The sequence below is a fragment of the Pseudomonas sp. AS2.8 genome (assembly GCF_014190935.1).
Lineage (GTDB): Bacteria > Pseudomonadota > Gammaproteobacteria > Pseudomonadales > Pseudomonadaceae > Chryseomonas.
On record NZ_JACHVV010000004.1, the window covers coordinates 160540 to 185847 of the forward strand.

18 protein-coding genes are annotated in these 25308 nt (G+C 65.9%); 5 read left to right on the forward strand and 13 right to left on the reverse strand.

Features of this window, described 5'->3' with window-relative positions; genetic code table 11:
- Positions 1 to 15 precede the first annotated feature (15 nt).
- From FHR73_RS17450 to FHR73_RS17465, 4 genes are read right to left on the reverse strand one after another with little or no spacing between them, the layout of a single operon-like run.
- Positions 16 to 1170 (reverse strand): ABC transporter ATP-binding protein, encoded by a 1155-nt coding sequence (locus FHR73_RS17450; protein ID WP_183632957.1) that lies wholly within the window; start codon positions 1168 to 1170, stop codon positions 16 to 18.
- A 10-nt stretch (positions 1171 to 1180) separates the two neighbouring features.
- Positions 1181 to 1840: an ABC transporter permease gene (locus FHR73_RS17455; protein ID WP_183632958.1), complete on the reverse strand. Its 660-nt coding sequence runs from the start codon at positions 1838 to 1840 to the stop codon at positions 1181 to 1183.
- A 3-nt stretch (positions 1841 to 1843) separates the two neighbouring features.
- On the reverse strand, positions 1844 to 2746 hold the full coding sequence (locus FHR73_RS17460; protein WP_183632960.1) for a glycine betaine ABC transporter substrate-binding protein: 903 nt from the start codon (positions 2744 to 2746) through the stop codon (positions 1844 to 1846).
- Between the two features lie 9 nt (positions 2747 to 2755).
- Entirely contained in the window at positions 2756 to 3466 is a 711-nt protein-coding gene (locus tag FHR73_RS17465; RefSeq protein WP_183632962.1) for an ABC transporter permease, read from the reverse strand.
- A 720-nt stretch (positions 3467 to 4186) separates the two neighbouring features.
- Between FHR73_RS17465 and FHR73_RS17470 the strand changes: the two genes are divergently transcribed.
- The 4 genes from FHR73_RS17470 (at position 4187) to FHR73_RS17485 (ending at position 8878) form a co-directional block, all read left to right on the forward strand.
- The gene (locus tag FHR73_RS17470) at positions 4187 to 4378 is read left to right on the forward strand and encodes a hypothetical protein (protein WP_132832793.1); all 192 of its coding nucleotides are present in this window, start codon (positions 4187 to 4189) and stop codon (positions 4376 to 4378) included.
- Between the two features lie 299 nt (positions 4379 to 4677).
- A complete protein-coding gene (locus FHR73_RS17475) occupies positions 4678 to 5727 on the forward strand; it encodes a glycoside hydrolase family 5 protein (RefSeq protein ID WP_183632963.1) in 1050 nt (349 codons plus the stop codon).
- A gap of 297 nt (positions 5728 to 6024) precedes the next feature.
- Positions 6025 to 7200: an acyltransferase gene (locus FHR73_RS17480; RefSeq protein ID WP_183632964.1), complete on the forward strand. Its 1176-nt coding sequence runs from the start codon at positions 6025 to 6027 to the stop codon at positions 7198 to 7200.
- A gap of 94 nt (positions 7201 to 7294) precedes the next feature.
- Entirely contained in the window at positions 7295 to 8878 is a 1584-nt protein-coding gene (locus FHR73_RS17485; RefSeq protein WP_183632965.1) for a peptide chain release factor 3, read from the forward strand.
- Between the two features lie 74 nt (positions 8879 to 8952).
- Here the strand turns inward: FHR73_RS17485 and rmuC are convergent, their stop codons facing one another.
- From rmuC to recC, 4 genes are all read right to left on the reverse strand, one after another.
- On the reverse strand, positions 8953 to 10536 hold the full coding sequence (rmuC, locus tag FHR73_RS17490) for a DNA recombination protein RmuC (RefSeq protein WP_183632966.1): 1584 nt from the start codon (positions 10534 to 10536) through the stop codon (positions 8953 to 8955).
- Positions 10537 to 10609: 73 nt separating this feature from the next.
- Positions 10610 to 12691 (reverse strand): exodeoxyribonuclease V subunit alpha, encoded by a 2082-nt coding sequence (gene recD, locus FHR73_RS17495; RefSeq protein ID WP_260175739.1) that lies wholly within the window; start codon positions 12689 to 12691, stop codon positions 10610 to 10612.
- The gene (recB, locus tag FHR73_RS17500; protein ID WP_183632967.1) at positions 12684 to 16346 is read right to left on the reverse strand and encodes an exodeoxyribonuclease V subunit beta; all 3663 of its coding nucleotides are present in this window, start codon (positions 16344 to 16346) and stop codon (positions 12684 to 12686) included. Before recB ends, recD begins: the two co-directional genes overlap by 8 nt.
- Positions 16343 to 19774, reverse strand: a complete 3432-nt coding sequence (gene recC, locus FHR73_RS17505; protein WP_183632969.1) for an exodeoxyribonuclease V subunit gamma — start codon at positions 19772 to 19774, stop codon at positions 16343 to 16345. Before recC ends, recB begins: the two co-directional genes overlap by 4 nt.
- Before the next feature lie 181 nt (positions 19775 to 19955).
- On the opposite strand from recC, the gene FHR73_RS17510 reads away from it, so the two are divergent.
- Positions 19956 to 20453, forward strand: a complete 498-nt coding sequence (locus tag FHR73_RS17510) for a hypothetical protein (protein ID WP_183632971.1) — start codon at positions 19956 to 19958, stop codon at positions 20451 to 20453.
- A 13-nt stretch (positions 20454 to 20466) separates the two neighbouring features.
- Here the strand turns inward: FHR73_RS17510 and yacG are convergent, their stop codons facing one another.
- The 5 genes from yacG to pilB form a co-directional block, all read right to left on the reverse strand.
- A complete protein-coding gene (gene yacG / locus FHR73_RS17515; RefSeq protein ID WP_183632973.1) occupies positions 20467 to 20664 on the reverse strand; it encodes a DNA gyrase inhibitor YacG in 198 nt (65 codons plus the stop codon).
- Complete coding sequence (gene coaE / locus FHR73_RS17520) at positions 20661 to 21272, reverse strand: dephospho-CoA kinase (RefSeq protein WP_183632975.1); 612 nt, start codon at positions 21270 to 21272, stop codon at positions 20661 to 20663. Before coaE ends, yacG begins: the two co-directional genes overlap by 4 nt.
- The gene (locus tag FHR73_RS17525; protein ID WP_183632977.1) at positions 21269 to 22141 is read right to left on the reverse strand and encodes an A24 family peptidase; all 873 of its coding nucleotides are present in this window, start codon (positions 22139 to 22141) and stop codon (positions 21269 to 21271) included. The genes coaE and FHR73_RS17525 overlap by 4 nt, the downstream gene beginning before the upstream one ends.
- Positions 22141 to 23358 (reverse strand): type II secretion system F family protein, encoded by a 1218-nt coding sequence (locus FHR73_RS17530; RefSeq protein ID WP_183632979.1) that lies wholly within the window; start codon positions 23356 to 23358, stop codon positions 22141 to 22143. The genes FHR73_RS17525 and FHR73_RS17530 overlap by 1 nt, the downstream gene beginning before the upstream one ends.
- A 210-nt stretch (positions 23359 to 23568) precedes the next feature.
- Positions 23569 to 25263, reverse strand: a complete 1695-nt coding sequence (gene pilB / locus FHR73_RS17535; RefSeq protein WP_183632981.1) for a type IV-A pilus assembly ATPase PilB — start codon at positions 25261 to 25263, stop codon at positions 23569 to 23571.
- Between the last annotated feature and the right edge of the window lie 45 nt (positions 25264 to 25308).

The following is a 25308-nucleotide window of genomic DNA, read 5'->3' on the forward strand; positions in this document are numbered from 1 at the left end:
GCTTACTGCCCTTCCCTACCCCGCCACCTGCTCCGCCGGCGAGACGATGGTGGTCTTGCCCCGCGACCGACCACTGCTGAGATAGTCGGCGATGGACTCCTGGGTGACCTCGCCGAGGAAGTCGTTGTCGGCGCTGAGCACCGGCAGCCAGGAGCTGTTGAACTGGTACATGCGCGACAGCAGGATGCGCAGGTGTTCGTCGAAGGCCGCGGTGGCCCTGAACGGGGTGACGAAGGGCGCCACCGGTCCGCTCTGGCCACGCAGGTCGCGCCGACGCACATAGCCCAGGCCCTTGTTGGCGGCATCCGTCACCACCACGTGGCGGCGGTCGTGTTCCTCCATCAATTCCACGGCATCGCCGATCAGGGTCTCGGCCTGGATCGAGGGCGCGTTGTCGGCCGCATCCTCGGCGCGGATCAGCAAGAGGCGCTTGAGGGTGCTGTCTTGGCCGACGAAGTTGCTGACGAACTCGTCCTTGGGATGGGCCAGCAGGGTGTCCGGATGGTCGAACTGCACCAGCCGGCCGCCACGGAACACGGCGATCTTGTCGCCCAGGCGGATGGCTTCGTCGATGTCATGGCTGACCATGATCACCGTCTTGTTCAGCGCCCGCTGCATCTGGAAGAACTCGTTCTGGATGGCGTCGCGGTTGATCGGGTCCACCGCGCCGAAGGGTTCGTCCATCAGCAGCAGCGGCGCCTCGGCCGCCAGAGCGCGGATCACGCCGATGCGCTGCTGCTGGCCGCCGGACAGTTCGCGCGGATAGCGCGACAGGTACTGCTTGGGTTCGAGCTGCACCATGCTCATCAGCTCGGTGGCGCGCTCGCGGCATCTCTTCTTGTCCCAGCCCAGCAGCTTGGGCACCACGGTGATGTTTTCCTCGATGGTCATGTTGGGGAACAGACCGATCTGCTGGATCACGTAGCCGATATGGCGTCTGAGGGTCACCTCGTCGATGCCGGTGGTGTCCTCGCCATTGATCAGCACCCGTCCCGAGGTGGGCTCGATCAGGCGGTTGATCATCTTCAGGGTGGTGGTCTTGCCGCAGCCGGAGGGGCCGAGGAAGACGCAGATCTGGCCCTCCTCCACGGTGAGGCTGACGGCGTCCACCGCGGTCACGTCCTTGCCGTGCTGCTTGAAGGTCTTGGTCAGGCGGTCGAGTTCGATCATCTGGGGCTCCTTAAGAGGCGCTGCGCAGGCCGCGCGGGGTGAGGCGGCGTTGCAGCCACTGCAGGACGAGGTCGGCGACGATGGCCAGCAGGCTGACCAGCACGGCGCCGACGATGAGGGTGGCCATGTCGCTGCGACTGATGGCGGTGAGGATGAGCACGCCCAGGCCGCCGGCACCGATGGTGGCGGCGATGGTCATGACACCGATGTTCATGACCACGGCGGTGCGCACCCCGGCCAGGATCACCGGCAGGGCGATGGGCAGCTCGACCATCCGCAGGCGCTGCCAGAAGGTCATGCCGATGCCGGCGCCCGCCTCGCGGATCCCCGGCTCGACGCTGGTCAGCGCCAGGTAGGTGTTTCTCAGGATCGGCAGCAGCGAATAGAGGAACACCGCGGTGATGGCCGGCAACGGGCCGAGGCCCTGGCCGAACTTGGAGTAGAACGGCAGCAGCAGGCCGAACAGGGCGATGGAGGGCAGCGTCATGACCATCGTGGCCAGCGCCTGCAGCGGTCCGGCCAGCCAGGGATAGCGGGTCATGAGGATGCCCAGGGGCACGCCCACCAGGATCGCCAGGGTCACGGCGATGCCTACCAGGGTGATGTGCTGGCGGGTCAGTTCGAGGACCTGCAACCAGTCGATGTGATTGAAGGAGGTGACGAAATCCATGGGTCATTGCCCTCCGTCTAGGGGGTGCTGGGCGAGGAAGTCGCGCGCCACCTGGGCCGGCGTCTGTCGCTCGATGTCCACCTTGGCGTTGAGCTGGCGCATGGTGGCCTGGTCCAGGCTTTCCGCCAGGGGCTTGAGCAACGCGGCGAGATCCGGGTGCTTGGCCAGGTACCCGGCGTTCACCACCGGCGCGGCGGTGTAGTCGGGGAAGTAGCCCTGGTCGTCTTCCAGCACCTTGAGCCTGAAGGCGTCCAGGCGGCCGTCGGTGGTGTAGACCAGACCGGTGAAGACCTGGCCGTTGCGCAGGGCGGTGTAGACCAGGCCCGGGTCCATCTGGCGGATGTCATCGCGGGTGTAGCTCAGGCCGTAGGCCTTGACCAGGCCGGCGAGGCCGTCGGAGCGGTTGGCGAATTCGATGTCCAGCGCGGTGAGGTGCCGCTTGCCCGCCTCGGCCCTGAGCAGCGCGGCCAGGTCGCTGATGCTGTTCAGCTCGGGATGCTGCCGGGCGACCTGCTCCGGCAGCGCCAGGGCATAGGTGTTGTTGAAGCGGGTGGGCGCCAGCCAGGCCAGACCGACCTTGGCGTCCAGCTGCTTGACCCGCTGGTAGGAGGCGTCCTTGTCCAGTCGTTCGGTGACATGGTTGTAGGCCACCAGCGAGGTCCCGGTGTATTCCCAGGTGAGGTCGAGCTGGGCGTTCTTCACGCCGTTCCAGGCGATGGTGCTGCCCAGGCCGCCGACGATCTCCGGCTGGTAACCGTGCCTGGCCAGATACTGTCCGGTAAGTTCGGCGAGGATGGCCTGCTCGGTAAACACCTTGGCCCCGATGCGGATCGGATCGGCCTGGGCACCACTGGCCAGCGTCAGCCCGAACCAGGCGGCGCCCAGGGCGATAAGCAACTTCTTCATCTCGTCTCCTTAGCGGGCCAGGCCGCGTTCCAGCCAGAGGCGACTGGCGAGCAGCACCAGGCCATCCAGCAGCAGCGCCAGCAGTGCGGTGGCGGCGGCGCCCAGCAGCAGCTGTGACTGGTTCTCCAGGGCGATGGCGGGAAAGATCAGGCTGCCCAGGCTGTTGGCGCCGATCAGGAACACCAGCGGCGTGGTGCCGACATTGATCGCCAGGGCGACCCTTACCCCGCCGATGATGATGGGCACGGCATTGGGCAGCTCCACCTTGGTCAGCACCTGGGTGGGCGTCATGCCGATGCCGGTGGCCGCCTCCTTGAGCGAGGCGGGCACGTTCTTCAGCCCTTCGTAGGTGTTGCGCACGATGGGCAGCAGCGAAGCGAGGAACAGCGCCAGGATCGCCGGGCCGTCGCCGATGCCGACGATGCCCAGGGCAATGGCCAGCACCGCCAACGGCGGCACGGTATTGCCGATGTTGAACACCTGCATGAAGCGCTCGGCACTGCGGGCGAATCGCGGTCGACTGAGCACTATCCCGGCGGGAAGTCCTACCAGCAGCGACAGAACCATGGAGACGGCCACCAGGTAGAGGTGGGCCTGGAGATAGAACAGCAGATCCGCGCGATAGGTACTGAGGGTATCCCTACCGATCCAGTGCACCAGCAGTGCCAGGATCACCACTCCCACGGCCGTGCCGAGCAGGAGGGTCTTGAACTTCGCCATGTCAGGCTCCTTCAACGGGCGGACAGGCCGCATGCCTTCCGAGTGCGGACCTCGCGACAGGCGCGAGGCGCAGGACGGCTGTCCGGGTTCAGGGTCGAGACACAGCAGGGCATGGCGGGTATGCCGGCTGGACCAACGGGGCACTGCGGATCTCGGATCTGCCTAGCCCTTGGGTGTCGCTCCTGGGGAACGACATGGCGCCTTGTCTCGACCGAAGAGATTGACGTCCATCGCAGTCGATAGTTCGTCAGCTCCTTTTCAGGCTAACCCAATAGACTCGCTCAATGCCAACCCGATCGCGAAAGCTGCAGGGCTTGACAGGGTGAAAGGCCCGGACGAGAGGCGTTCCTTTTCTGCCAAAGGCAAGAAGCGCGGGCTAGAGCCACTGGCGAATATGTGCCGATAAATTTAATACCCTTACTGTTAGCTGCTTAACAGCGCCAGCGCGAACCTGGTCGCAGATACCGGCGCGAGCCGTCCTCGTTTCGTGGAGCGGCACACAGCCCGGCTGACGTACGGTCATAACTGAAACATCTTTCTGTGAGCCAGTGCGGTGACGAGGTTTTGGCACCTCTTTATCATGCCGACGAGTGGCTGACGCTTTGAGGGATCATTCAGCCATAACAAGGTCAATAGGTGGCCCAGTGATAGCACCCAGCGCCATTCCTGGTACCGCTATAAAAACAGACTATTCACCGAGCTAACTTCAAAGGGAACGTTATGAATGACATGACGGCTTGTGCATCGTTGGACTCCGCTGTTCTCTCCTCTGCCCCCGTAATGCTGCTGCAACCCAAAGTGGAAAATTGGGTGGTGGTGTATGCGCACGGTGGCCTGATCGCCGAATTCAGCGACGAGGCTTCGGCCCGCCGCGAAGCCGAGCAGTGGGCTGGAATCTGCCTGCGTCGCTAAAGACCGCTTTCGAATGATCTGCCTGCGCCATTAATAGATGGAAAGTAGTCACAGGCAGCTCATTACCCGCTCCAGCGTCTTGCATCCCGCGCCTCGCCAGACGCCCCAACGTCCAGCCTCGCCTTATCCCCCAGCCTTACCAGCTCGCATTTCCGCTGATTTCGCCCGGCATTAACGTTGCCTGGCGCACCTTCTGAGCGTTGCACTGCAACTTCCCGGCGTCTCTTCAGGCCTGATGGCGAGTCGAGCCCCTGCGCCCGATCACCCAACGTCTTCCGTCACTGTCCGGGACCTTGCCGATGACGCTACGCCTGAAATCCGCTATTACCACCCTGTTCGCCCTGCTCTGCTGCCTGGCGGCCACACCGGTCACCCAGGCCGCTCCGCGGGACTTCCCCACCGATCTGGTCGGTCTGAATTTCTCCGGCGCCGGCTTCGCTCCTCACGTACTGCCGGGAAAACCGGGTACCAACTATTTCTTTCCCGACGCCGGTCATTACCGGCGCTGGGCGGCCAAGGGTATCCGGGTGATCCGCTTCCCGGTCATCTGGGAGCGCCTGCAGCCGCGTCTGGGCCAGCCCCTGGATCCTGCCTACGCCAAGCTGATCGACCAGACCCTGGACAATGCCAAGCGCTATCGCATGAGCGTGATCCTGGATCTGCACAACTACATGAGATACCGCGGCCAGATCATCGGCAGCGCGGCGGTGCCCTATCCGGCCTATGCCGATGTCCTGCGGCGCATCGCCCAGCGCTGGCACGAGCACCCTGCCCTGGCGGCCTACGACATCATGAACGAGCCCCACGATGCGGTTGAGCAGTGGCCGGTGGCAGCGCAGCACGGCATCGACGCCGTGCGTGACGTCGACCGGGCGCGCCCGATCCTGATCGAGGGCAACGGCTGGTCCAGCAGCTATCTCTGGCCGCGCTACAACGCCAAGCTGCTCGGCCTCAAGGACCCAGCCGACAACCTGATCTATTCGGCGCACGTCTATTTCGACAACGACGGGGGCGGCAAATACCTCAAGAAGGACATGACCGACTTCGACCCGGATGTCGGCATCCGCCGAGTCGAGCCCTTCATCACCTGGCTCAAGCAACACGGCAAGCGCGGTCACATCGGCGAGTTCGGCGTGCCGGACAACGATCCCCGCTGGCTGGCGGCCATGGACAGATTGCTGGCCCGGCTGCGCCAGGATTGCATTCCGGCCATGTACTGGGCCGCCGGTCCCAACTGGGGCGACTACCCCCTGGCGATCGAACCGGTCAAGGGCAAGCCCCGACCGCAGTGGAGCGTGCTGCAGAAGTACGTGAAGCCGGCCGACTGCCAGACGCTGGGCCCGCGCTGACCGAAGCGCCGCCGGACAGTACGGGCGGCGCCTTCTTGCAGCTATGCGACAACTTGTCTGGAAATCGGTGACTGCAATCACAAAACGTCGGGCCAGGGACGGCCCAGCAAGAACTTGCTGGCTTTTGGCGATCAAAATGTAACAGCAAGTAATAGTGCGACTATTAAGACGCTTGCGATGCTCAAGAGCCAGGATGCCATGTCAGCTATCGTTTTTCCGCACTACCTCTCCGCTCTTTCCCCCTAACGGCAGCGCTGCATCCGTTCGCCTTTCTTGCCGCACCCTCAGGGATATCCCATGGAAAGATTTGTCGCTTTGGATAGCTTTCGCGGTCTGTTGGCCGTCGCCGTCGTCCTGTTCCATACCTATGTCGTTCAGGCGGCCTCGGAAAATCCGTTGATCGCCAACGCCTACCTGTTCGTTGAATTCTTCTTTGTGCTCAGCGGTTTCGTGCTCATGCACACCTACGAAAACCGGCTGCGTACCCTGGACGACTATCGCGATTTCGCCATCAGTCGCGCGGCGCGGATCCTGCCGCTGCACCTGGCCATGCTCGGGCTCTATGTACTGCTGGAATGCGGCCGCCTGTTGGCGGAAAAGCTGGGGGTTGGCTTCAACGATCCGGCTTTCAGCGGCGCCACCGCGCCCGAGCAATTCCTGCCCAATCTGCTGCTGCTGCAATCCTGGCTGGGCCAGGCCATCACCGGTTCGTTCAACTACCCGTCCTGGAGCATCAGCATCGAGTTCTATCTCTATCTGGTCTTCGGTCTGCTGGTGCTCAAGGGCCAGGGTCATCAGCGCCAGTGGTTCCTGGCGATCGCCCTGCTGGCCTTCGTGCAACTGCTGTTTCCCTTCCTGCCGCTGAAGACCGAGATCTTTCGCGGCCTGTCATGCTTTTTCGCCGGTGCCTGCACCTATCGCCTCTATGTCTGGATCAAGCAGCACAACGGGGGGCAATTCGGTGGCACCCTGCTGGAGCTGGCCTGCCTGATCGCTGGCGCCGCGGTGATGACCTCCGATCTGCCGGTGCCCAAGAAGGGCGTGCTGGCGACCCTGGTGTTCTGCGTCACCATCCTCACCTTCGCCTTCGAGCGCGGCCTGGTCTCCAGCGTGCTGCATCACGGCCTCTTCGTGCGCCTGGGGGTGCTGTCCTATTCGATCTACCTGTGCCACGCCGCGGTGATCTTCGTGGTCAAGAGCGCCTTCATCGTGCTGGGCAAGCTGCTGCACCAGGACCTCACGGTAGTGGCGCCGTCCCACGACGCGCCGCTGCCCTTCATGATCCGCTACATCGCCACCGGCAGCGTCGTGCTGGACAACCTGGTGGTGGTGGTGGAACTGGCGGTGGTCTTCGCCTTCGCCTGTCTGACCCACAGGTACATCGAGATCCCGGGCATGGCGCTGGGCAAGCGACTGGTCCGCCGCAAACGCACCCCGCCCTTCTGCGACGGCAACATCCAGCCGCAGCGCTGATCGACGCCTGGCGCAGCCCTACCGACCTCAAGCCGGTGGGGCTGCCCTCTGCTATACTCCGCCCCCTCTTTTTTCTTCCCGCCCAGGTTCATCCATGACCACCCAGGCCGCCGAAGTCGCCAAGCGCCGTACCTTCGCCATCATTTCCCACCCCGACGCGGGCAAGACCACCATCACCGAAAAGCTGCTGCTGATGGGCCAGGCCATCGCCGTCGCGGGGACGGTGAAGTCGCGCAAATCCGATCGCCATGCGACCTCCGACTGGATGGAGATGGAAAAGCAGCGCGGCATCTCCATCACCACCTCGGTGATGCAGTTCCCCTACCGCGAGCACATGATCAACCTGCTCGACACCCCCGGCCACGAAGACTTCTCCGAAGACACCTACCGCACCCTGACCGCGGTGGATTCGGCGCTGATGGTGCTCGACGGCGGCAAGGGCGTCGAACCCCGCACCATCGCCCTGATGGACGTCTGCCGCCTGCGCGACACCCCCATCGTCAGCTTCATCAACAAGCTCGACCGTGACATCCGCGACCCCATCGAACTGCTCGACGAGATCGAGGCGGTGCTCAAGATCAAGGCCGCGCCCATCACCTGGCCGATCGGCAGCTATCGCGACTTCAAGGGCGTCTACCACCTCTCGGACGACCGCATCTACGTCTACACCCCCGGCCATGGCCACGAGCGCATCGCCACCAAGACCATCGACAAGCTGGACTCCGACGAAGCCCGCGCCCATTTGGGCGATCTCTATGAGCGCTTCGTCGAGGAGCTGGAGCTGGTGCAGGGCGCCTGCCACGAATTCGATGGCGAGGCCTTCCTGCGCGGCGAGATGACCCCGGTGTTCTTTGGTACCGCGCTGGGCAACTTCGGCGTCGACCAGGTGCTCGACGCCGTGGTCGACTGGGCGCCGCGCCCGCTGTCGCGCGCCGCCCACGAGCGGGTGGTGGAGCCGGTGGAAGAGAAGTTCTCCGGCTTCGTGTTCAAGATCCAGGCGAACATGGATCCCAAGCACCGCGACCGCATCGCCTTCATGCGCATCTGCTCGGGCAGGTACGAGAAGGGCATGAAACTGCGCCACGTGCGGATCAAGAAGGACCTGAAGATCGCCGACGCCCTGACCTTCTTCTCCAGCGAACGCGAGCACCTGGAAGAGGCCTTCGCCGGCGACATCATCGGCCTGCACAACCACGGCACCATCCAGATCGGCGACACCTTCACCGAAGGCGAAGCGCTGGGCTTCACCGGTATCCCGCACTTCGCCCCGGAACTGTTCCGCCGCGTGCGCCTGAAGGATCCGCTGAAATCCAAGCAGCTGCGCCAGGGGCTGCAGGAACTGGCCGAGGAAGGCGCCACCCAGGTGTTCTTTCCTGAGCGCAACAACGACATCGTGCTCGGCGCCGTGGGCGTGCTGCAGTTCGACGTGGTCGCCAGCCGCCTGAAGGAAGAATACAAGGTGGAGTGCGCCTACGAGGCCATCAACGTCTGGTCGGCGCGCTGGATCGAGTGCGACGACAAGAAGAAGCTCGAGGACTTCAAGAACAAGGCCTTCGAGAATCTGGCAGTGGATGGTGGCGGTCACCTCACCTACCTGGCGCCGACCCGGGTCAACCTGGCGCTGATGGAAGAGCGCTGGCCGGAGATCAAATTCCGCGCCACCCGCGAGCACCACTAAGCGCCATCGCCCTGACCGGTGCGCCCGGCACCGGTCAGGCGCACCCGCCCTCCTCCTGAAACCGTAGCGCCGGATCAGCCCTGGTCGGAAGACTCGGCCGCGGCTTCCAGCTCGACCATCGTCAGCTCCAGCTCCGCCCGCTCGGTCCACTGGCCGTCCAGCTCGGTGCGTACCGCCACGCCCAGCTCCTTGAAGTCGGCCACCTGCTTGACCAGGTTGCCCGGCCCGCCCACCAGTTGGCCACAGGCCTTGCGATAGGCTTCGCCGGCCTTGTCCAGACTCTTGCCGATGCCGTCCATGCTGCCGAGAAAGGTGCGCAGCTTGTCGTAGACCTTGCCAGCGCGCTCGGCCAGTTCGGCGGTGTGGCGATTCTGGTCTTCGAAGCGCCAGAGCTGGCGGACGATGTTGAGGCTGGTCAGCAGCGTCGTCGGCGTGGCTACCAGGACATTCTGCTCGATGGCGCGCTGGAACAGGCTCTCGTCGGCCTTGAGCGCCTCGACGAAGGCCGATTCAATGGGGATGAACAGGAAGACCATCTCCGGCGAATTCAGCCCGGGCAGACTGAAGTATTCGCGATCGGCCAGTTCGCGAATGCGCTCGCCCACGGCGCGCACGTGCTCGCCCAGGGCCAGGCGCCGCTCGCCCTCGTCTTCGCTGTTGACGTAGCGGGTATAGGCGTTGAGCGACACCTTGGCGTCCACCACCAGGTGCTTCTTCTGCGGCAGATGGACCAGCACGTCCGGCCGCCGCCGGCCGGTCTCGGTGGTGAAGCTGCGTTCGCGGACGAAATCGCGCCCCTCGCGCAGGCCGGAGCGTTCCAGCACGTTTTCCAGGATGAGCTCGCCCCAGTTGCCCTGGGCCTTCTTCTGACCGCGCAGGGCGGTGGCCAGGTCGTGGGCCTCCTGGGTGATCTGGCGGTTGAGCTCCTTGAGGTCGAACAGTTGCTGGCCGAGGGCCGCCTGCTGCTGGACATCCTTGTGGTGGATGTCCTCGACCTTGGCACGAAAACCCTCGATCTGCTCGCGGAAGGGCCGCAGCAGCGCATCCAGGGATTGCTGGCTGTGCTGGGCGAAGGCCTGGCCCTTGGCGTCGAAGATGCGCCCGGCCAGTTGCTCGAATTCCAGCTTGAGTTGCTCGCGACTCTCGCGCAGCAGCTGCTGCTGCACCTGGAAGTGCTCTTCCTTCTGCGCCAGGGTGGTCTTGAGCGTCGCGTGCTCTTCGGCCAGGCGCGCATGGCGCTCCTGCACCTCGGCGTGCAGCTGCTGCTCGCGGTGCTGGCGCTCGCGCAGTTCGGCGAGCTGCTCCTGGATGCCCTGCAGCTGGGCCCGGGTGGCCTCGGCCAGGGCGTGCTGTTCGGCGGCCTGCAACTGGGCCTGGCGGGTCTGCTGGCGCAACTCGGCTTCCAGCTCGCGATTGACCTCCAGCTGGCGCTGCAGGGCGGCGGTGCGTTCGCGCTCGGCGCCCAGCTCCACCACCTGGCGACCATTGGCCAGCTCGGCCCGCTGCAGGTCGTCGCGCAGCATGTCGTAACGCTCGGCGGCGCTGTCGAGTTGCTGTTGCAGATAGCGTTGGCGCCCGGTCAGCCAGACGGCCGAACCCGCCCAACCGGCCAGCAGCAACAGGGGAAGCACAAGGGAAACGAAAGGCAGGGAAGTCATGGCGCTCTCATCGCGGACGGCTCCCCTCACCTTAGGCAGGCGCGCGGGGAGCGTCCAGCATTTATCTGTACATTTACACAGTGTTTCGCAAATCCAGATCCAGGCCGCTGACGCGGCGAACCCGCCGGGCCACGGCCTCGGCGAAGATGCCGCCACGGGCCTCGATCAGGGTGAAATCATCGCGCGCCCGGGTGATGCCGGTATAGACCAGCTCCTTGGTCAGCACCGGACTGAGCTGCTCGGGCAGCAGGAGCGCCGTGTGGGCGAATTCCGAGCCCTGGGACTTGTGCACGGTCATGGCGAACACCGTCTCCACCGCCGCCAACCGACTGGGCAGGACGAATCTCAGGCCACCGCTGCCATCGCCGCGGGGAAAGGCGACCCGCAGGACCTTGCGCCCCGGCTGGTTGGCATCCGGCAGACAGAGGGTGATGCCGATGTCGCCGTTCATCAGCCCCAGGCTGTAGTCGTTGCGCGTCACCAGCACCGGGCGACCCTCGTACCAGCCATGCTCGCCCGAGAGCAGGCCGGCCGCCAGCAGGGCGCTGGCAATGCGCAGGTTGAGGCCTTCCACGCCCCAGGGGCCCTTGCGCACGGCGCAGAGCAGCTGGAAGTCGTCGAAGGCGGCCAATACCTGGCCGGCCCAGAGCGTCCAGGCCGGATCCTCCAGCACGGTGTCGAGCTGGGGCCGCGTCTCCTGCAGGACCTGCAGATAATGACGATAGCCCCGGGCGCGCCCGCGTCCTTCCAGCACCAGGCGTTCCAAGGCGCGATCCTCGGCGCCCTTGAGCAGCACCCGATGGAGATCGGCGTAGCCGCCGTCGACCAGCACCTGCTGCGCCCCCTGGCCATCCTGGGCATTGACCCGGCGGGCCAGCTGGCCGATGCCGCTGCCGGCGCCGAAACGCCGCGAGCGCCTGAGCATCACCACCTGCTGCGCCAGGGCGTCCCCCTGGTCGTCGCCGACCGCCAGCGGCGTCTGGGCCAGCGACTGGCCACTCACGGCTTCCAGCCAGGCGCGGGTGGCCGGACTGTAGCGTCCGGCCTCGGCATCCCGGCAGAGATCGCCCAGCACCGCGCCCGCCTCCACCGAGGCCAGCTGATCCTTGTCACCCAGCAGCACCAGGCGCGCCCTGGGCGGCAAGGCCGCCAGCAGGCTGGCCATCATTTCCAGGTCGATCATCGAGGCTTCGTCCACCACCAGCACGTCCAGCGGCAAGGGATGGCCGTGGTGATGACGGAAGTGCCGGGTGTTGGGGCGACTGCCCAGCAGCCGGTGCACCGTGGTCACTCCGGTGGGGATGTGCCGGCGCAACTCGTCGTCCACCGGCAGGCGACTGACCTGGCCGCCGATGGATTCGGTGAGGCGCGCGGCCGCCTTGCCGGTCGGTGCGGCCAGGCGGATACGCAAGGGACGACCGGCCGCCACCGCGGGCGCCTGGAGCAGCGCCAGCAGTCGCACCACGGTGGTGGTCTTGCCGGTGCCGGGGCCGCCGGTGACGATGCTGAAGGCGCCGCGCACCGCCAGGGCACAGGCCAGTTTCTGCCAGTCGGGTTCGCCACCCGCGTCGGGATCCGGCGGAAACAGCCGGTCGAGGCGCTCGGCGAGATCGGCCGGCAAAGGTTCGGGGGTGGCCAGACGCTGCCGCAGGCTGGCCGCCACCGCGCGTTCGTAATTCCAGTAACGACGCAGGTAGAGGCGCTCGCCACCCAGCACCAGGGGTCGTTCCGGACAGCTGCCGTCGCCATCGACCAGGACGCTGGCCCGTAGCGCCCGCTGCCAGGCCTCGAGGGTCTGGCCGTGCAGCAGCTGCGACGGCAAGAGCGAAGCGCGCGCCTCGTCGCCCTCGGGTGGCAGCGACAGGGCGGCGTCGGGATTGCGCAGGGTGGCGGCGAGATCCAGGCAGACATGGCCATGGCCGAGTTGATGGCTGGCCAGGGCCGCGGCCAGCAGCACCGCCGAATCGCCCTGGGGTTCGAGTTCGCCGAGAAAGCTGGTGAAGGCCCGGTCCACCTGGCGCAGCCAGCCGCGCTGCACCCAGAGCTCCAGCAGGCGAAAGAGGTCGTCACGCTGTTCGAGCGGGGCGAGTGGACGCTCCTGGGCCAGGGACGCCAGGCGCAGCAGCCGTTCGGTGGCGGGGCTGAAATCAGACATGGGTATTCTCCGCACCGCTGAACAGCAGGTCCAGGGTCTCGATCAGGGCCTGGGCGGGCCGCTCGACGAAGACGCCGTGGCCGGCCGGATCGCACCCGCGCAGGAAGAGGTAGACGGCGTCGCCGAAGTGGCGCTCGTAGCTATAGTCGGGTAGCCGCGCCTTGAGCAGCCGGTGCACGGCCAGGCTGTAGAGCACGTACTGCAGGTCATAGCGCTTGGCCAGGACAGCCTCTTCCATGGCCGCGCGGGTATAGGCCCCGGCTTCGGCGCCCAGCCAGTTGGACTTGTAGTCCACCACGAAATAGCGCCCCTCGTGCTCGAAGACCAGATCGATGAAGCCCTTGAACAGGCCGTTGAGCTGCCCCGGTTCCAGCATCGGCCGCGCCTGGCCGCCGTGGGTGCCACGACTCACCAGGTCATCCAGCCGCTCCAGATCGACGCCATGGGTGGCGAACCAGAATTCCATTTCCACCTGGTAGCGCGCCAGTTCGCCCAGGCGCTGGCTGCCCCCCGGCAAGGGCAGTGGCAGGGCCAGCAACTGGCGCAGCCAGCCCTGCAGGATGGGAATCCAGTGATTCCAGCCGCGCCGCTGGCAGCGCCGGGCGATCAGGTCGTCCAGCCGCTCGGGCGCCGCCTGGATGGCGGTGAAGCCTTCCTCGCCGACCCACTCCAGCAGGCTGTGCAGGAAGGTGCCCGGCCCGGGGCCGCGGGGAAAGCGATGCAGGTCTTCGCCGGCTGCCGGCTGGCGCGCCTCGTCCGGGGCGAGACGATCGTCGTCGAACAGCTTCTGGGCCGCCGGGGTATCCAGGTCCAGCTCCAGGTTGAACGGCCCCTCCTCCCGCGCCTCGCCCAGACGCGTACCGATGCGCAGGGCACTGTAGGAAGCGATCCACCAGTCCTCGCGGGCCGCCCGACGGGCCGTCAGGGCCTTGAGGGTCACCGGCGCTTCATGGGCTTCGGGCAGGCGGGCCGGATCGGCTGCGGGCAGCGGCAGGATCAGGGTGTCGGGCTGCGCGCCGACCAGGGTGGCCAACGCCGTGCCCAAGGCCGCCGAACTCGCCAGGGGCTCGCCGCCAGTAGCCAGGTAGCCGAGGGCACTGCGGGCGAAGCCGGATTCCTTGCTGCGCCCGCGCTTGAGATCGGCCACCCCGACCCAGCAGGCATGGCGGGCCCGGGTCAGGGCGACATAGAGCAGGCGCAGGTCTTCGGCCAGCCGCTCGTCGTCGGCACGAGCCAGTTCCTCGGCGGAGGGCTTGAAGGTCCGGCGCACCTGCCCCTGGTCATCGTGATAGCGCAACGGCAGGTTGGCGCCCTCCTCGGCGCGATAGGCGCAGGCGAAGGGCAGGAACACCAGCGGGTATTCCAGGCCCTTGGACTTGTGCACCGTCACCACCTTGACCAGCTCGGCGTCGCTTTCCAGGCGCAGGATCTGCTCGTCGGCGGCGCCCTGGGCGGCCAGTTGCTCGGCCAGGTGGCGGATCAGCGCCTGCTCGCCATCGAGCTCGCCGGCGGCACGCTGCAGCAACTCGGCGAGGTGCAGCAGATTGGTCAGCACCCGCTCGCCGTCGGCGCGGGCCATCAGCCGCTGCGGCAGGCGGAAGTCCTGCAGCAGGCGGCGCAGCATGGGCAGCACGCCCTGGCCGCGCCAGAGCTGGCGATAGCCGCGGAATTGCAGCACCCGCGTCTCCCAGGCCTGCTCGTCGTGGTTGAGGGCATCCAGTTCGGCCAGCGGCAGGTCGAGGGTCAGGCTGCCCAGCGCCGCGCGCAGCCGACGATCCACGTCGGGCTCGGCGCAGGCCTTGAGCCAGTCCAGCAGGCAGCGGGCCTCCTGGGCGGTGAACACCGAATCCTTGTCCGACAGGTAGACGCTGCGCACCCCGCGTCGCACCAGCGCCTGGCGTACCGCCTGGGCTTCGCTGCCGGCGCGTACCAGGATGGCGATGTCGGCGGGCCGCAGCGGCTTGAGTTCGCCATCCTCCTGGCGAAAGCCCGCGCGTCCCCCGGCGGCCAGAGTCAGCAGCCGGACAATCTCGCTGGCGGTGCTCTCGGCCAGGGTGGCGCGATAGGCGGTGCCGGCCAGCGGCTCGTCTCCGGCCAGCTGCCAGAAGGTCAGGGCCGCACCCGGCGTGCCGTCGATCTCCAGGACTTCACGCCGCCCCTGGGCACGGACCGGCTCGAAGGGCACCGGATTGTCCTCGCCCTGGCGAAACAGGAAGGCCGCCCGCGGGGCCGTGGTCTCGCCATGGGCGAACACCTGGTTGACCGCCGCGACCATGGCGGCGGTGGAGCGAAAATTGGTGTCCAGCGAATGCAGATGGCCGGCATTGGCGCGACGCGCCTGCAGATAGGTATGGATATCGGCGCCGCGGAAGGCATAGATGGCCTGCTTGGGATCGCCGATCAGGAACAGCCCACTACCATCTCCCGCGCCATAGACGGTGTTGAAGATGCGGTACTGCACCGGGTCGGTGTCCTGGAATTCGTCGATCAGCGCCACCGGGAATTGCTCGCGGATCAGCGCCGCCAGCCGCGCGCCGGCGCCATCGGCCTGCAATGCCCGATCCAGGCGGGTAAGGATGTCGTCGAAACCCAGTTCGGCGCGGCGCAGCTTCTCGCGCTCGAATTTCTGCTGCACCCAGGCCGCCGCGTGCTCCAGCAGCGGCACCTCGGGACTGGGCAGCTCGGCCAGTTGCCCGGGCAGCCGCGCCATGGCCGCAAGGGCCGGATGATCCGGCGGACTGGCCTTGGTCCAGGCCTCGGCGAAGCCCTCCTCGGTCAGCCGGGTAAAACCGGTGCCGATATCCAGGTCCTCGCTGGCGGGGTTGTCCACCCAGGCGACCAGCTTGTCGCACCAGGGCCCGAAGAATCGCTTCTGTAGCTTGCGGCCGTCGACCACCTTGGCGTCGCAGCCGGCCTGGCAGAGTTCGCGCAGCTCTTCCGCCCACTGGGCCCAGGGCGCCTTGAGCCGCGACAAACGCGCCTGGCGTTCGGCCAGGGCGGTGGCCAGCAAGGCGGCGGGTTCGCCCTGGGGCGTGCCCAGGGCCTCGCTCAGCAAGGGGCGCAGGCGTGCGGCCAGGGCACGGGGTTCGCCCCAGTGCTCGATGACCCAGTCCAGCGCCTCGCCATCGAGCGGATAGCAGAAGCGTCGCCAGTAGTCGCGCACCACCTGGGCGAGCAATTCGCTTTGGTCCTGCTCCAGGTTCTGCACGAAGAGACTGCCGCTGTCGAAGGCGTGCTCGCGCAGCATGCGCTGGCACCAGCTGTGGATGGTGGAGACGGCCGCCTCGTCCATCCACTGGGCGGCGATGTCCAGGCGCCGGGCGCAGTCGGCCCAGGCCTCGATCGCAAAATCCTCGCGCAACTCGGCGAGCAAGGGATCGGGCGCCTCGATTTCCCCCCGGAAGAAGCGCGCCGCTTCGGCCAGGCGATGGCGAATGCGGTCGCGCAATTCCTGGGTGGCGGCCTCGGTAAAGGTCACCACCAGGATCTGGGGCGGCAGCAATTCACGCTCGAAGGCCGTCTCCGGTGTACCGTGGCCCAGCACCAGACGCACATAGAGCGCGGAGATGGTGAAGGTCTTGCCAGTGCCGGCGCTGGCCTCGATCAGCTGATTGCCCTGCAGCGGAAAGCGCAGGGCGAGCGGACGCTGACTCATGCCTGTCCCTCCCCGCCCACCACCTGCCAGCCGGCGGTGTGCACCGGCGCATAGAGGGTCTGGCACCAGCCGTCGAATTCCTCGTCGGCCAGCAAGGCGGCGAAGTCCGGATACTGCCGGCGCAGCGCCGGATGGGTCGCCGCTTCGCCCTGATAGGCCTGCTCGGCCGCGGCCAGGGCCTTGTCCGGATCATTGGCCAGCCAGGCGAAGGCGGTGCGCGGCGCCACCGGCAGCGGCCGCCGCTGCCCCAGGGCCCAGGCGTCCAGCAATTCGTTCAACTGCCGCCGGGCCAGCTCGGCGTCCAGCGGCGCCAGCAACAGGGTCAGATCGGTCGCCACCACCGCGGTGGTCAGCTGCAGGCCACCGGCCGCGGCGACCAGATGCTGTACCCAGGGGCGCAGCAGCCGGTGCCACTTGCGGGTGCGCGTATTGCCCAGGCCATTGGCCTGGGCGGTCAGGGCCAGCAGGCCCTCGGGGCCGCGGCGCAGCCGTTCGAGGTTGGCCACCAGCTGCAGCTCTTTATGGGCGAGATCCAGGGTCACGGCCTCTTCCAGAGGTTCGGGCCAGCGCAGCGCCAGGGCCTCGACCTGGGCAACCACGGCGGGCAGTGGCTCGCGCAAGGCCCGCCCGGTCCGTTCGCCAAAGCCCGCCAGCGGCAGCCGACCACTGCCACGCAGGCGCTCCGCGGCGGCCATGAGCGCCTGATCCGCCTCGGCCGGCGCGGCCAGAGCCGCCGCCAGCAGGTCTTCACCCAACTGGTAGCGGGTCAGGGCGTCCAGGCCGAAAGGCTCTTCGTCTTCCGCCGGCGCATCGGGCGCCGCGAAATGCACCTTGAGGCGATTGGCGAAGAACAGGTCTACTGGTCCGCGCAGAAAGCGTGCGAGATCATCGAGGCCCAGGGGTTCTTCGGGTACCAGCGGCGGCAACAGGGCATCCTCGTCACGCGTGGTGCGGTCATGCACGCCCAGCCACTCGGCCGCGAAGCTGAAATAGCCGCGCTCGCCACGGAAGTAGCGGGCACTGAAGGGCTGCAGGGGATGCTCCTGGGTCAGGGCCGCGAGCAGGCGCTCCGGTTCCTCTTCATGACCCGCCAGTCGCCAACCGGCCTGGAGATGGTCGCGCAACTGGGCGACCAGCACCGACGGCGGGCGCTCGCTGTTGTCGCGGATGCTGCGTCCCACCCAGCTGACATAGAACTGATCGCGCGCCGAGAGCAGCGCCTCCAGCAGCAGATAGCGGTCGTCTTCACGCCGCGAGCGGTCACCGGGACGATAGTCATGGGCCATGAGATCGAAATCCAGCGGTGACTGGATGCGCGGATAGGCGCCATCGTGCATGCCCAGCAGGCAGACCACGCGGAAGGGAATGGCGCGCATGGGCATCAGGGTGCAGAAATTGACCGCCCCGGCGAGAAAGCGCTGGGCCAGGCCCCCGCTGTCCAGCCCCGCCAGCCAGGCCTCGCGCACCACGGTGAGCGGCAATTCTTCATCCAGCGCCACGTCCTCGCACAACTCCAGCCAGCGCTCGCGCAGATTTTCCAGCTGCTCCAGCAGGTATTCGTCGTGCTCGTCCTGGGCGTTGAAGAACAGCGCCAGCAGCGCCTGCAGGCGGGCGCCCCACTCCGCCGGCCGCGCCGGCTGGGCCAGCGCCGCCTGGGCCGCGTCCAGGGCGTCGAGCAGATCCACCAGCGGCCCGACCAAGGCTGCATCCAGGCCACCCACCTCGTCGAAGGGCTCGATCTCGCCCAGGGCCGCGCCGCTGCCGACGGCATAACCCAGCAGCATGCGCCTCAGGCCGAAGCGCCAGGTGTTCTGCGTGAGCCCCTCGGGCAGGTCGAGGCGACTGCGCTGCTCGGCATCCAGCCCCCAGCGCACGCCGGCGCCTTCCAGCCAGAGGTGCAGGGTCGGCAGATCGCCCTCGCGCAGGCCGAAGCGGGCGCGCAGCGCCGGCACGTCCAGCAGATCGAGGATCTCGCTCAGGGCGAAGCGGCTGTCGGGCAGCTGCAGCAGGTGCTCCAGGGCAATCAATAGCGGTTGGAAACCGCGCTGGTGCTGGTCGGCCAGGCTGAAAGGGATGAAGCGCGGATCCTGGCGTTCGAGCTGGCCGAACACCGCGCGGATATGCGGCGCATAGGCATCGATGTCCGGCACCATGACGATGACGTCGCGCGGCCTGAGGCTGCCATCGCTGCTGAAGCGCGCCAGCAGCTGGTCATGAAGGATCTCCACTTCGCGCTGCGGACTGTGGGCCACATGGAAGCGCATGGACCTGTCCCGCGCCGGATCGACCACCGGCCAGCGTTCGCGGGTCTCGGTCAGCGGACGCAATTCGAGGATGTCGTCCTGCAACTGGCCGAGCAGGTGCTGGGGTTCGGTGTCGGCGAAGAGGTCGATGCGCCCGCCGTTGAGGTCCTCGAACAGGCGACGATAGCCATCGGGTTCGTCGAATTCGTCCAGCAGATGGATGTAGTCGCGCCCCTGCTTGCCCCAGCTCGCCAGCAGCGGCTGGCCGTGCTGGTGCAGCGCCTCGGCATCCAGGGTCTGCGGCATGCCCGGCTTGCGCTGTTGGCGCCGGTAATTCTGCCGCAGGAGATCCTGGTCGGCGACGATGTCGGACCAGTGATGACGACAGGGATTGTGCACACAGAGCAGCACCTGGCTGAACTGGGCCAGCGCGGCCAGGGCTTCGAGGGTCTGCGCCGGGATGGCCGACAGCCCAAAGATCACCACCCGCCGCGGCAGACCGGCTGGCGGCTCGGTCGCCGCCTGCATGACCTCCAGAAAGCGCCGGTGCACCCCGGCCCGACTGCGGGCCAGGCCACCGTCACCCACATCGTCCAGCAGCGCCCGCCACAGCTGCGCCTGCCAGCGGCAACTCTCCGGGAGGGGGCGCCGGCCGTCACGCAGGCTGGCCAGCAGATCGCGGCCCGCCGCCCAGTCGTTGAGCCAGTCGGCGCGATAGACCTGGTAGCCGTCATAGAGATCGGCCAGGCGCTCGGCCAGCTGATAGCGCTTGCGCAGATCGCCGTCATCGTCGAGAAAGCGCCGCAGCGCAGCGAAGTCCGGTTGCAGGAGCAGCGTCGGCAAGAGCCGCATCAGGCGCCAGGTCAGGGGCGCACGGTCCAACGGCGAGGAGGGCGGGACCTGATCACGGCCCAGCACCTGGCGATAGGTCCGCCAGAGAAAGGCCGCCGGCAACTGCACTTCGAGGGCCGCGGCGACTCCGCAGCCACCCTCGTCGTCGCCGCGCGGATCCTCGGCCAGCGCCAGCTTGAGCCACTGGGCGATGCCGTTGCTCTGCACCAGCACCTGTTCGTTTTCCAGCGGCGCCAGGGGATACCGCCGCATCCAGCCGACCGCCAGGCCGCGCAGCTCTTCGAGCCGATTGCCGTGTACCACCATGAATCCGGGAGTGAGCGCCTCGGACATCCTACGCCTCGCTGTTCGCTATCTGCGGCCAGGGTAAGGATCACCCGCGCCAGACACCAGCCCGCAATGTGATGACCGACGCATGACCCAGTGCACAGCCGCTCCGTCCAGCCGCCTATCGCGGGGCTCCAGCCGGTAGACTCATGGCCTATCGGCCGTCGGCCATCGACAGGATGTTTTCATGCGTTTCCTCGTTGCCCTCCCCCTGCTTCTGGGCGCTGCCCTCGCCCATGCCGATAACGGCGAGCCCGTCGACTGCGCCAGCCTGCAGGCCCAATTGCCGCTACCGGTGCTCCAGCAGACCTCCGGCCTGCCGCTGGCCTATGCCCGGCAGATCGCCGGCGGCTGCGCCTTCACCGATCGCGACACCGGCCAGCCGGCCAACTACCTGCTGGGTCTGTCGGCGGGCTACGAAAATGGCGGCCGGGCGCTACCCAAGCTGCGCCGGCAGGTGCAATCGCTGAGCGAGCAACTGGAGTGCAAGGCCATCGATGGCCTGGGCGAAGCCGCCAGTGCCTGCAGCAAGCCGCTGCTGGGCACCCAGGTCTTCTTCATCAAGCGCGACCGCATCCACACGGTGACCGCGTCCAGCCCACTGGAATACGAAAAGCCCGAACTGGCCGCCAAGCTGCGCCAGGCGGCTCAGGCGACCGCCCAGGCCTGGGCACAGCGGCTATAGGGGGAAAGCGGCCCTAGTGGCCGCGCCGATTGAGGTCTTCGGAATAGAGATCGTCTTCCAGCTCATTGCCGGGGATAGCGTGTTCTTCCGCCGCCCAGGCACCCAGGTCGATCAGTTTGCAGCGGTCGGAACAGAAGGGCCGGTTGGCGCTCTTCTCGCTCCATTCCACGGGTGCGCCACAGGTGGGGCAGTCCACGGTAAGAATGCTCATGCTTGGCCTCCGTCAAGGGTCAGATAAAAGGAATGCAGGCGCTCCACCTCGGCGTGGAGCGCGGCGAGATCGCCGTCGTTACAGATGACGTCATCGGCCTTGGCCAGCCGCTCGGCGCGCGGCAACTGCGCCGCCAGGATGGCCCGCACCTGGGCTTCGTCCACCCCGTCACGGCGTGTGGCTCGTTCGAGCTGCAGTGCCTCGGGCGCGTCGATCACCAAGCCACGCCGGACCAGCGCCCGTTGCCCGGATTCGAACAGCAGCGGCGACACCAGAATGGCATAGGGCGATTCTGCGCGACTCAAGGCTGCCAGGATTTCCTGGCGAATGAGGGGATGCAGCAGGGCTTCCAACCAACGCCGCTCGGCCGGATCGGCAAAGATCGCCGCCCGCAGCGCCGCCCGGTCCAGACTGCCATCCGGCTGCAGGACAGCCGGCGAAAAATGCCCGGCGATCTCGGCCAGTGCCGGCCGGCCCGGTTCCACTACCCAGCGGGCGGCCTGGTCGGCATCGACACAGGTAATGCCCAACTGGGCGAAATGCTCGGCAGCGGCGCTCTTGCCACTGCCGATGCCCCCGGTCAGGCCGAGGGTCCAGGCAGAAGTCATCGGAATCCGGCGAAGTTCAGGTACAGGCCGGTTATTTGATCACCCCAGAGCAAGGCAATCCACCCCGCCACGGCGAGATAGGGACCGAAGGGCAAGGGCGTGCTGCTTTCCGCCCGCCGCAGCCGCAGGGTGATGACGCCCAGAATGGCGCCCACCAGCGACGACAGCAGGATGGTCAGAGGCAGGATCTGCCAACCGCCCCAGGCACCGAGCAGCGCCAGCAACTTGAAGTCGCCATAGCCCATGCCTTCCTTGCCAGTCACTAGACGGAACAGCTGGAACACCAGCCACAGACTCAGATACCCCGCCACCGCGCCCCAGACGGCATCGCTTAGGTTTGTGAACAGCTCGAACTGATTTGCCACCAGCCCCAACCACAACAGCGGCAACACGATCACATCCGGCAACAGCTGGTGATTGGCATCGATCAGACTGGCCGCCAACAGCCCCCAGGTCAGCAGCAGAAAGGCCCCACCCTGCCAGGTCACGCCCAGGTGCCAGATGACCCAGGCGGACAACAGCCCACAGGCCAGCTCTACCAGCGGATACCGCAGGCTGATGGAGGCTTCACAGCCTTGGCAACGCCCGCGCAGGAGCAGATAACTCAGCACCGGCACGTTTTCCCAGGGCCGCACGGCGCGCTGGCAGTGGGGGCAGCGGGAAGCAGGTCGCGCCAGGTTGAAGGGGGCGCCTGCCGGCTCGGCCGGCAGCTCCAGCACCTCACGCGCCTCCGCCTGCCAATCCCGCCTGAGCATCACCGGCAGGCGATAGACCACCACATTGAGAAAGCTGCCTACCAACAACCCCAGGACTAGCGCGCACAGCACCGCGGCCAGCGGCGCGCCAGCCAAAAATTCCAACAGCGCCATCAGACCACCGAGCCGAGCTGGAAGATGGGCAGGTACATGGCGATGATCAGACCACCGACCAGGACCCCGAGGACCGCCATGATCATCGGCTCCATCAGGGTGGTGAGGTTGTCGACCATGTTGTCGACCTCGTCTTCATAAAAGGTAGCGACCTTGGACAGCATCTCGTCCAGCGAACCGGACTCCTCGCCAATGGCCGTCATCTGGATAGCCATGGACGAGAACACCCCGGTAGTGCGCATGGAGAAGTTGAGCTGCATACCGGTAGAAACGTCGCCTTTGATCTTCTCCACGGCGTTGCGGAACACCACGTTGCCGGTCGCACCTGCCACCGAATCCAGAGCGTCTACCAAGGGCACACCGGCCGCAAAGGTAGTGGCCAGGGTACGAGCATAACGGGCAATGGCCGATTTATAGAGAATGGAGCCAATCAACGGAATCTTCAGCAATCCACGGTCGACGGCGTCGCGAAACTTCTCTGACTTTTTGTAGAAGTGCCGCAGGACGAAAGCCAGTACAAAGATCCCGCCCAATACCAGCAGCCACCACTCCTGCAGGACCTCGGAAATGGCGATGACCATTAGGGTAAAGGCCGGCAACTGAGCACCGAAACCTTCGAACACCGACTGGAACTGGGGGACTACCTTGATCAATAGAATGGACGACACGATGACAGCGACCACGATCACGGCCGCGGGATAGGTCATGGCCTTCTTGATCTTCTTCTTCAGCGCCTCGGTCTTCTCCTTGTAGGTGGCTACCCGATCAAGCAAGGTCTCCAAGGCACCGGATTGCTCCCCGGCATCCACCAGGTTGCAATAGAGGTCGTCGAAATACTGCGGCTGCTTGCGTAGAGAATTGGCCAGGCTATTACCCGCGGCGACATCCTGCTTGATGTCGTCGACCATCTTGCGCATGTTGGGATTGTCGAAGCCCTCGCCGATGATGTCGAAGGCCTGCAGCAGGGGCACGCCTGCGCTCATCATGGTCGCCAGCTGCCGGGTGAACAGGGCGATATCCATGGGCTTGATCTTCTTGCCCTTGCCGAACAGCGACACCGACTTCTTGCGCACCCGGGTCGGATTGATCCCCTGCTTGCGCAACTGCGCCTTGATCAGCGCAGGATTCAGGCCCGTCATCTCGCCCTTCACCTTGGTCCCTTTGCGATCGGTCCCCTCCCAGGTGAAGCTGCCCATCTTGATAGCTTTATCGGCCATGGCCTCGACTCGTCAAAGGCTCGGCCCGCCATGGCGGACCCGTCAAAAGAATGCTCTATGCAGAGCGGTTTGCGGCTTTGAGAGCAAGCATCGCGCCAAACGCCAACGCACTAGGTGCTCCATGATGCCAAGGCCCTATGCGCGGGCATTAACTGACGCTCCGATCAAATCCCCTCTCCCTCCGGGAGAGGGCTAGGGTGAGGGAAGCCGTTAATCCTTAGTGACCCTGTTGATCTCTTCCAGACTGGTAATCCCCTGCATCGCCTTTACCAACCCCGACCGCCGCAGATCATTGAAACCCTCTTTGCGCATCCGCGCCGCGATCTCGATAGAGTTGCCCTCCTCCATGATCATCTGCTGTAGCGCCGGGGTGACCTTCACCACCTCGTAGATCCCCACCCGCCCGCGATAACCGGCATTGCAGTCCTCGCAGCCGATAGGCTGGTAAAGGGTGAAACTGCCGATCTCTTCCTCGCGGAAGCCTTCGGCCAGCAGGGCCTCACGAGGTACCTCATGGACTCTCTTGCACTTGTTGCACAGCTTGCGCGCCAACCGCTGGGCGATAATGAGGTTGACCGAGGTCGCCAGGTTGAAGGCGGGCACCCCCATGTTCCGCAGTCGCGTCAGGGTTTCCGCCGCGCTGTTGGTGTGCAGGGTCGACATCACCATGTGACCGGTCTGGGCTGCCTTGATGGCGATCTCCGCCGTTTCCAGATCCCGGATCTCACCCACCATGATCACGTCAGGATCCTGACGCAGGAAGGCCCGCAGCGCCTGGGAGAAGTCGAGTCCCTGACGCGGATTGACGTTGACCTGGTTGATGCCTTCCAGATTGATTTCCACCGGATCCTCGGCGGTGGAAATATTGATGTCTTCGGTATTGAGGATATTGAGGCCGGTATAGAGGGATACCGTCTTGCCCGAACCGGTCGGGCCGGTCACCAGGATCATCCCCTGCGGCTGCTTGAGCGCCTGCAGATAGAGTTCCTTCTGCACATCCTCATAGCCCAGGGCATCGATCCCCATCTGGGCGCTGGAGGAATCCAGAATCCGCATTACGATCTTTTCGCCCCAGAGGGTGGGCAGGGTGTTGACACGGAAGTCGATGGACTTGGTCTTGGAGACCTTGAGCTTGACCCGGCCATCCTGGGGCTTGCGCCGCTCCGAGATATCCATATTGGACATCACCTTGAGCCGCGCCGAGATCCGTGACACCAGTTGCACCGGCGGCCGCGCCGCCTCGTGCAAGACGCCGTCGGTACGAAAGCGTACCCGGTACATCTTTTCATAGGGCTCGAAGTGCAGGTCGGACGAGCCCTTCTTGATGGCATCGAGCAGCATCTTGTTGACGAACTTCACCACGGGCGCATCGTCGGCGTCGGTACCCGCAACGGCTTCCTGAGGCCGCTCGCCACCCTCAGTCTCAAGATCGAGGTCGATATCGCCCAGATCCAGTCCACCCGTACCGCCATCGAGATACTTTTCGATGGCCTGGTGTAACTTGTCATCCTCGACCAGCACCACCTCAACGGCCAGCTTGCTGCCAAAGGACACATCATTGATGGCCTGTTGGTTAGTCGGATCAGAGAGCGCGATGAAAAGCTTATTGCCCCTTTTGCTCAAAGGCAGGAAATGGTGCTGCTGCATCAACTTCTCGTTGACGATGTCCTTGGGTAGCTGCTCCTTGTCGATGGCCGACAGATCGAGAAAAGGCACACCGAATTCCTGGGCCGCCAATTCGGCCAGAGGCCTGCTCTGCACAAGCCGCTGCTGAACGAGGTAGGTCACCAGCGGCACCTTGGCCTGCTTGGCCTTGACCACAGCCTGCTGGGCCGCCGCCTCCGGGAGCAATTGCGCATCTACCAATTGCCGCGCCAGTCCTGACAGCATCACGGTCTCGTTCATCATTATTCCTGCCCTTGGCTACAGATGGCGTTATAGCACCCCCTA

What these genes read in the sequence shown, in the direction of transcription:
- FHR73_RS17450 (WP_183632957.1), bottom strand. Translation starts at nt 1,170, where the DNA reads ATGATCGAACTCGACCGCCTGACCAAGACCTTCAAGCAGCACGGCAAG.
- FHR73_RS17455 (WP_183632958.1), bottom strand. Translation starts at nt 1,840, where the DNA reads ATGGATTTCGTCACCTCCTTCAATCACATCGACTGGTTGCAGGTCCTC.
- FHR73_RS17460 (WP_183632960.1), bottom strand. Translation starts at nt 2,746, where the DNA reads ATGAAGAAGTTGCTTATCGCCCTGGGCGCCGCCTGGTTCGGGCTGACG.
- FHR73_RS17465 (WP_183632962.1), bottom strand. Translation starts at nt 3,466, where the DNA reads ATGGCGAAGTTCAAGACCCTCCTGCTCGGCACGGCCGTGGGAGTGGTG.
- FHR73_RS17470 (WP_132832793.1), top strand. Translation starts at nt 4,187, where the DNA reads ATGAATGACATGACGGCTTGTGCATCGTTGGACTCCGCTGTTCTCTCC.
- FHR73_RS17475 (WP_183632963.1), top strand. Translation starts at nt 4,678, where the DNA reads ATGACGCTACGCCTGAAATCCGCTATTACCACCCTGTTCGCCCTGCTC.
- FHR73_RS17480 (WP_183632964.1), top strand. Translation starts at nt 6,025, where the DNA reads ATGGAAAGATTTGTCGCTTTGGATAGCTTTCGCGGTCTGTTGGCCGTC.
- FHR73_RS17485 (WP_183632965.1), top strand. Translation starts at nt 7,295, where the DNA reads ATGACCACCCAGGCCGCCGAAGTCGCCAAGCGCCGTACCTTCGCCATC.
- rmuC (WP_183632966.1), bottom strand. Translation starts at nt 10,536, where the DNA reads ATGACTTCCCTGCCTTTCGTTTCCCTTGTGCTTCCCCTGTTGCTGCTG.
- recD (WP_260175739.1), bottom strand. Translation starts at nt 12,691, where the DNA reads ATGTCTGATTTCAGCCCCGCCACCGAACGGCTGCTGCGCCTGGCGTCC.
- recB (WP_183632967.1), bottom strand. Translation starts at nt 16,346, where the DNA reads ATGAGTCAGCGTCCGCTCGCCCTGCGCTTTCCGCTGCAGGGCAATCAG.
- recC (WP_183632969.1), bottom strand. Translation starts at nt 19,774, where the DNA reads ATGTCCGAGGCGCTCACTCCCGGATTCATGGTGGTACACGGCAATCGG.
- FHR73_RS17510 (WP_183632971.1), top strand. Translation starts at nt 19,956, where the DNA reads ATGCGTTTCCTCGTTGCCCTCCCCCTGCTTCTGGGCGCTGCCCTCGCC.
- yacG (WP_183632973.1), bottom strand. Translation starts at nt 20,664, where the DNA reads ATGAGCATTCTTACCGTGGACTGCCCCACCTGTGGCGCACCCGTGGAA.
- coaE (WP_183632975.1), bottom strand. Translation starts at nt 21,272, where the DNA reads ATGACTTCTGCCTGGACCCTCGGCCTGACCGGGGGCATCGGCAGTGGC.
- FHR73_RS17525 (WP_183632977.1), bottom strand. Translation starts at nt 22,141, where the DNA reads ATGGCGCTGTTGGAATTTTTGGCTGGCGCGCCGCTGGCCGCGGTGCTG.
- FHR73_RS17530 (WP_183632979.1), bottom strand. Translation starts at nt 23,358, where the DNA reads ATGGCCGATAAAGCTATCAAGATGGGCAGCTTCACCTGGGAGGGGACC.
- pilB (WP_183632981.1), bottom strand. Translation starts at nt 25,263, where the DNA reads ATGAACGAGACCGTGATGCTGTCAGGACTGGCGCGGCAATTGGTAGAT.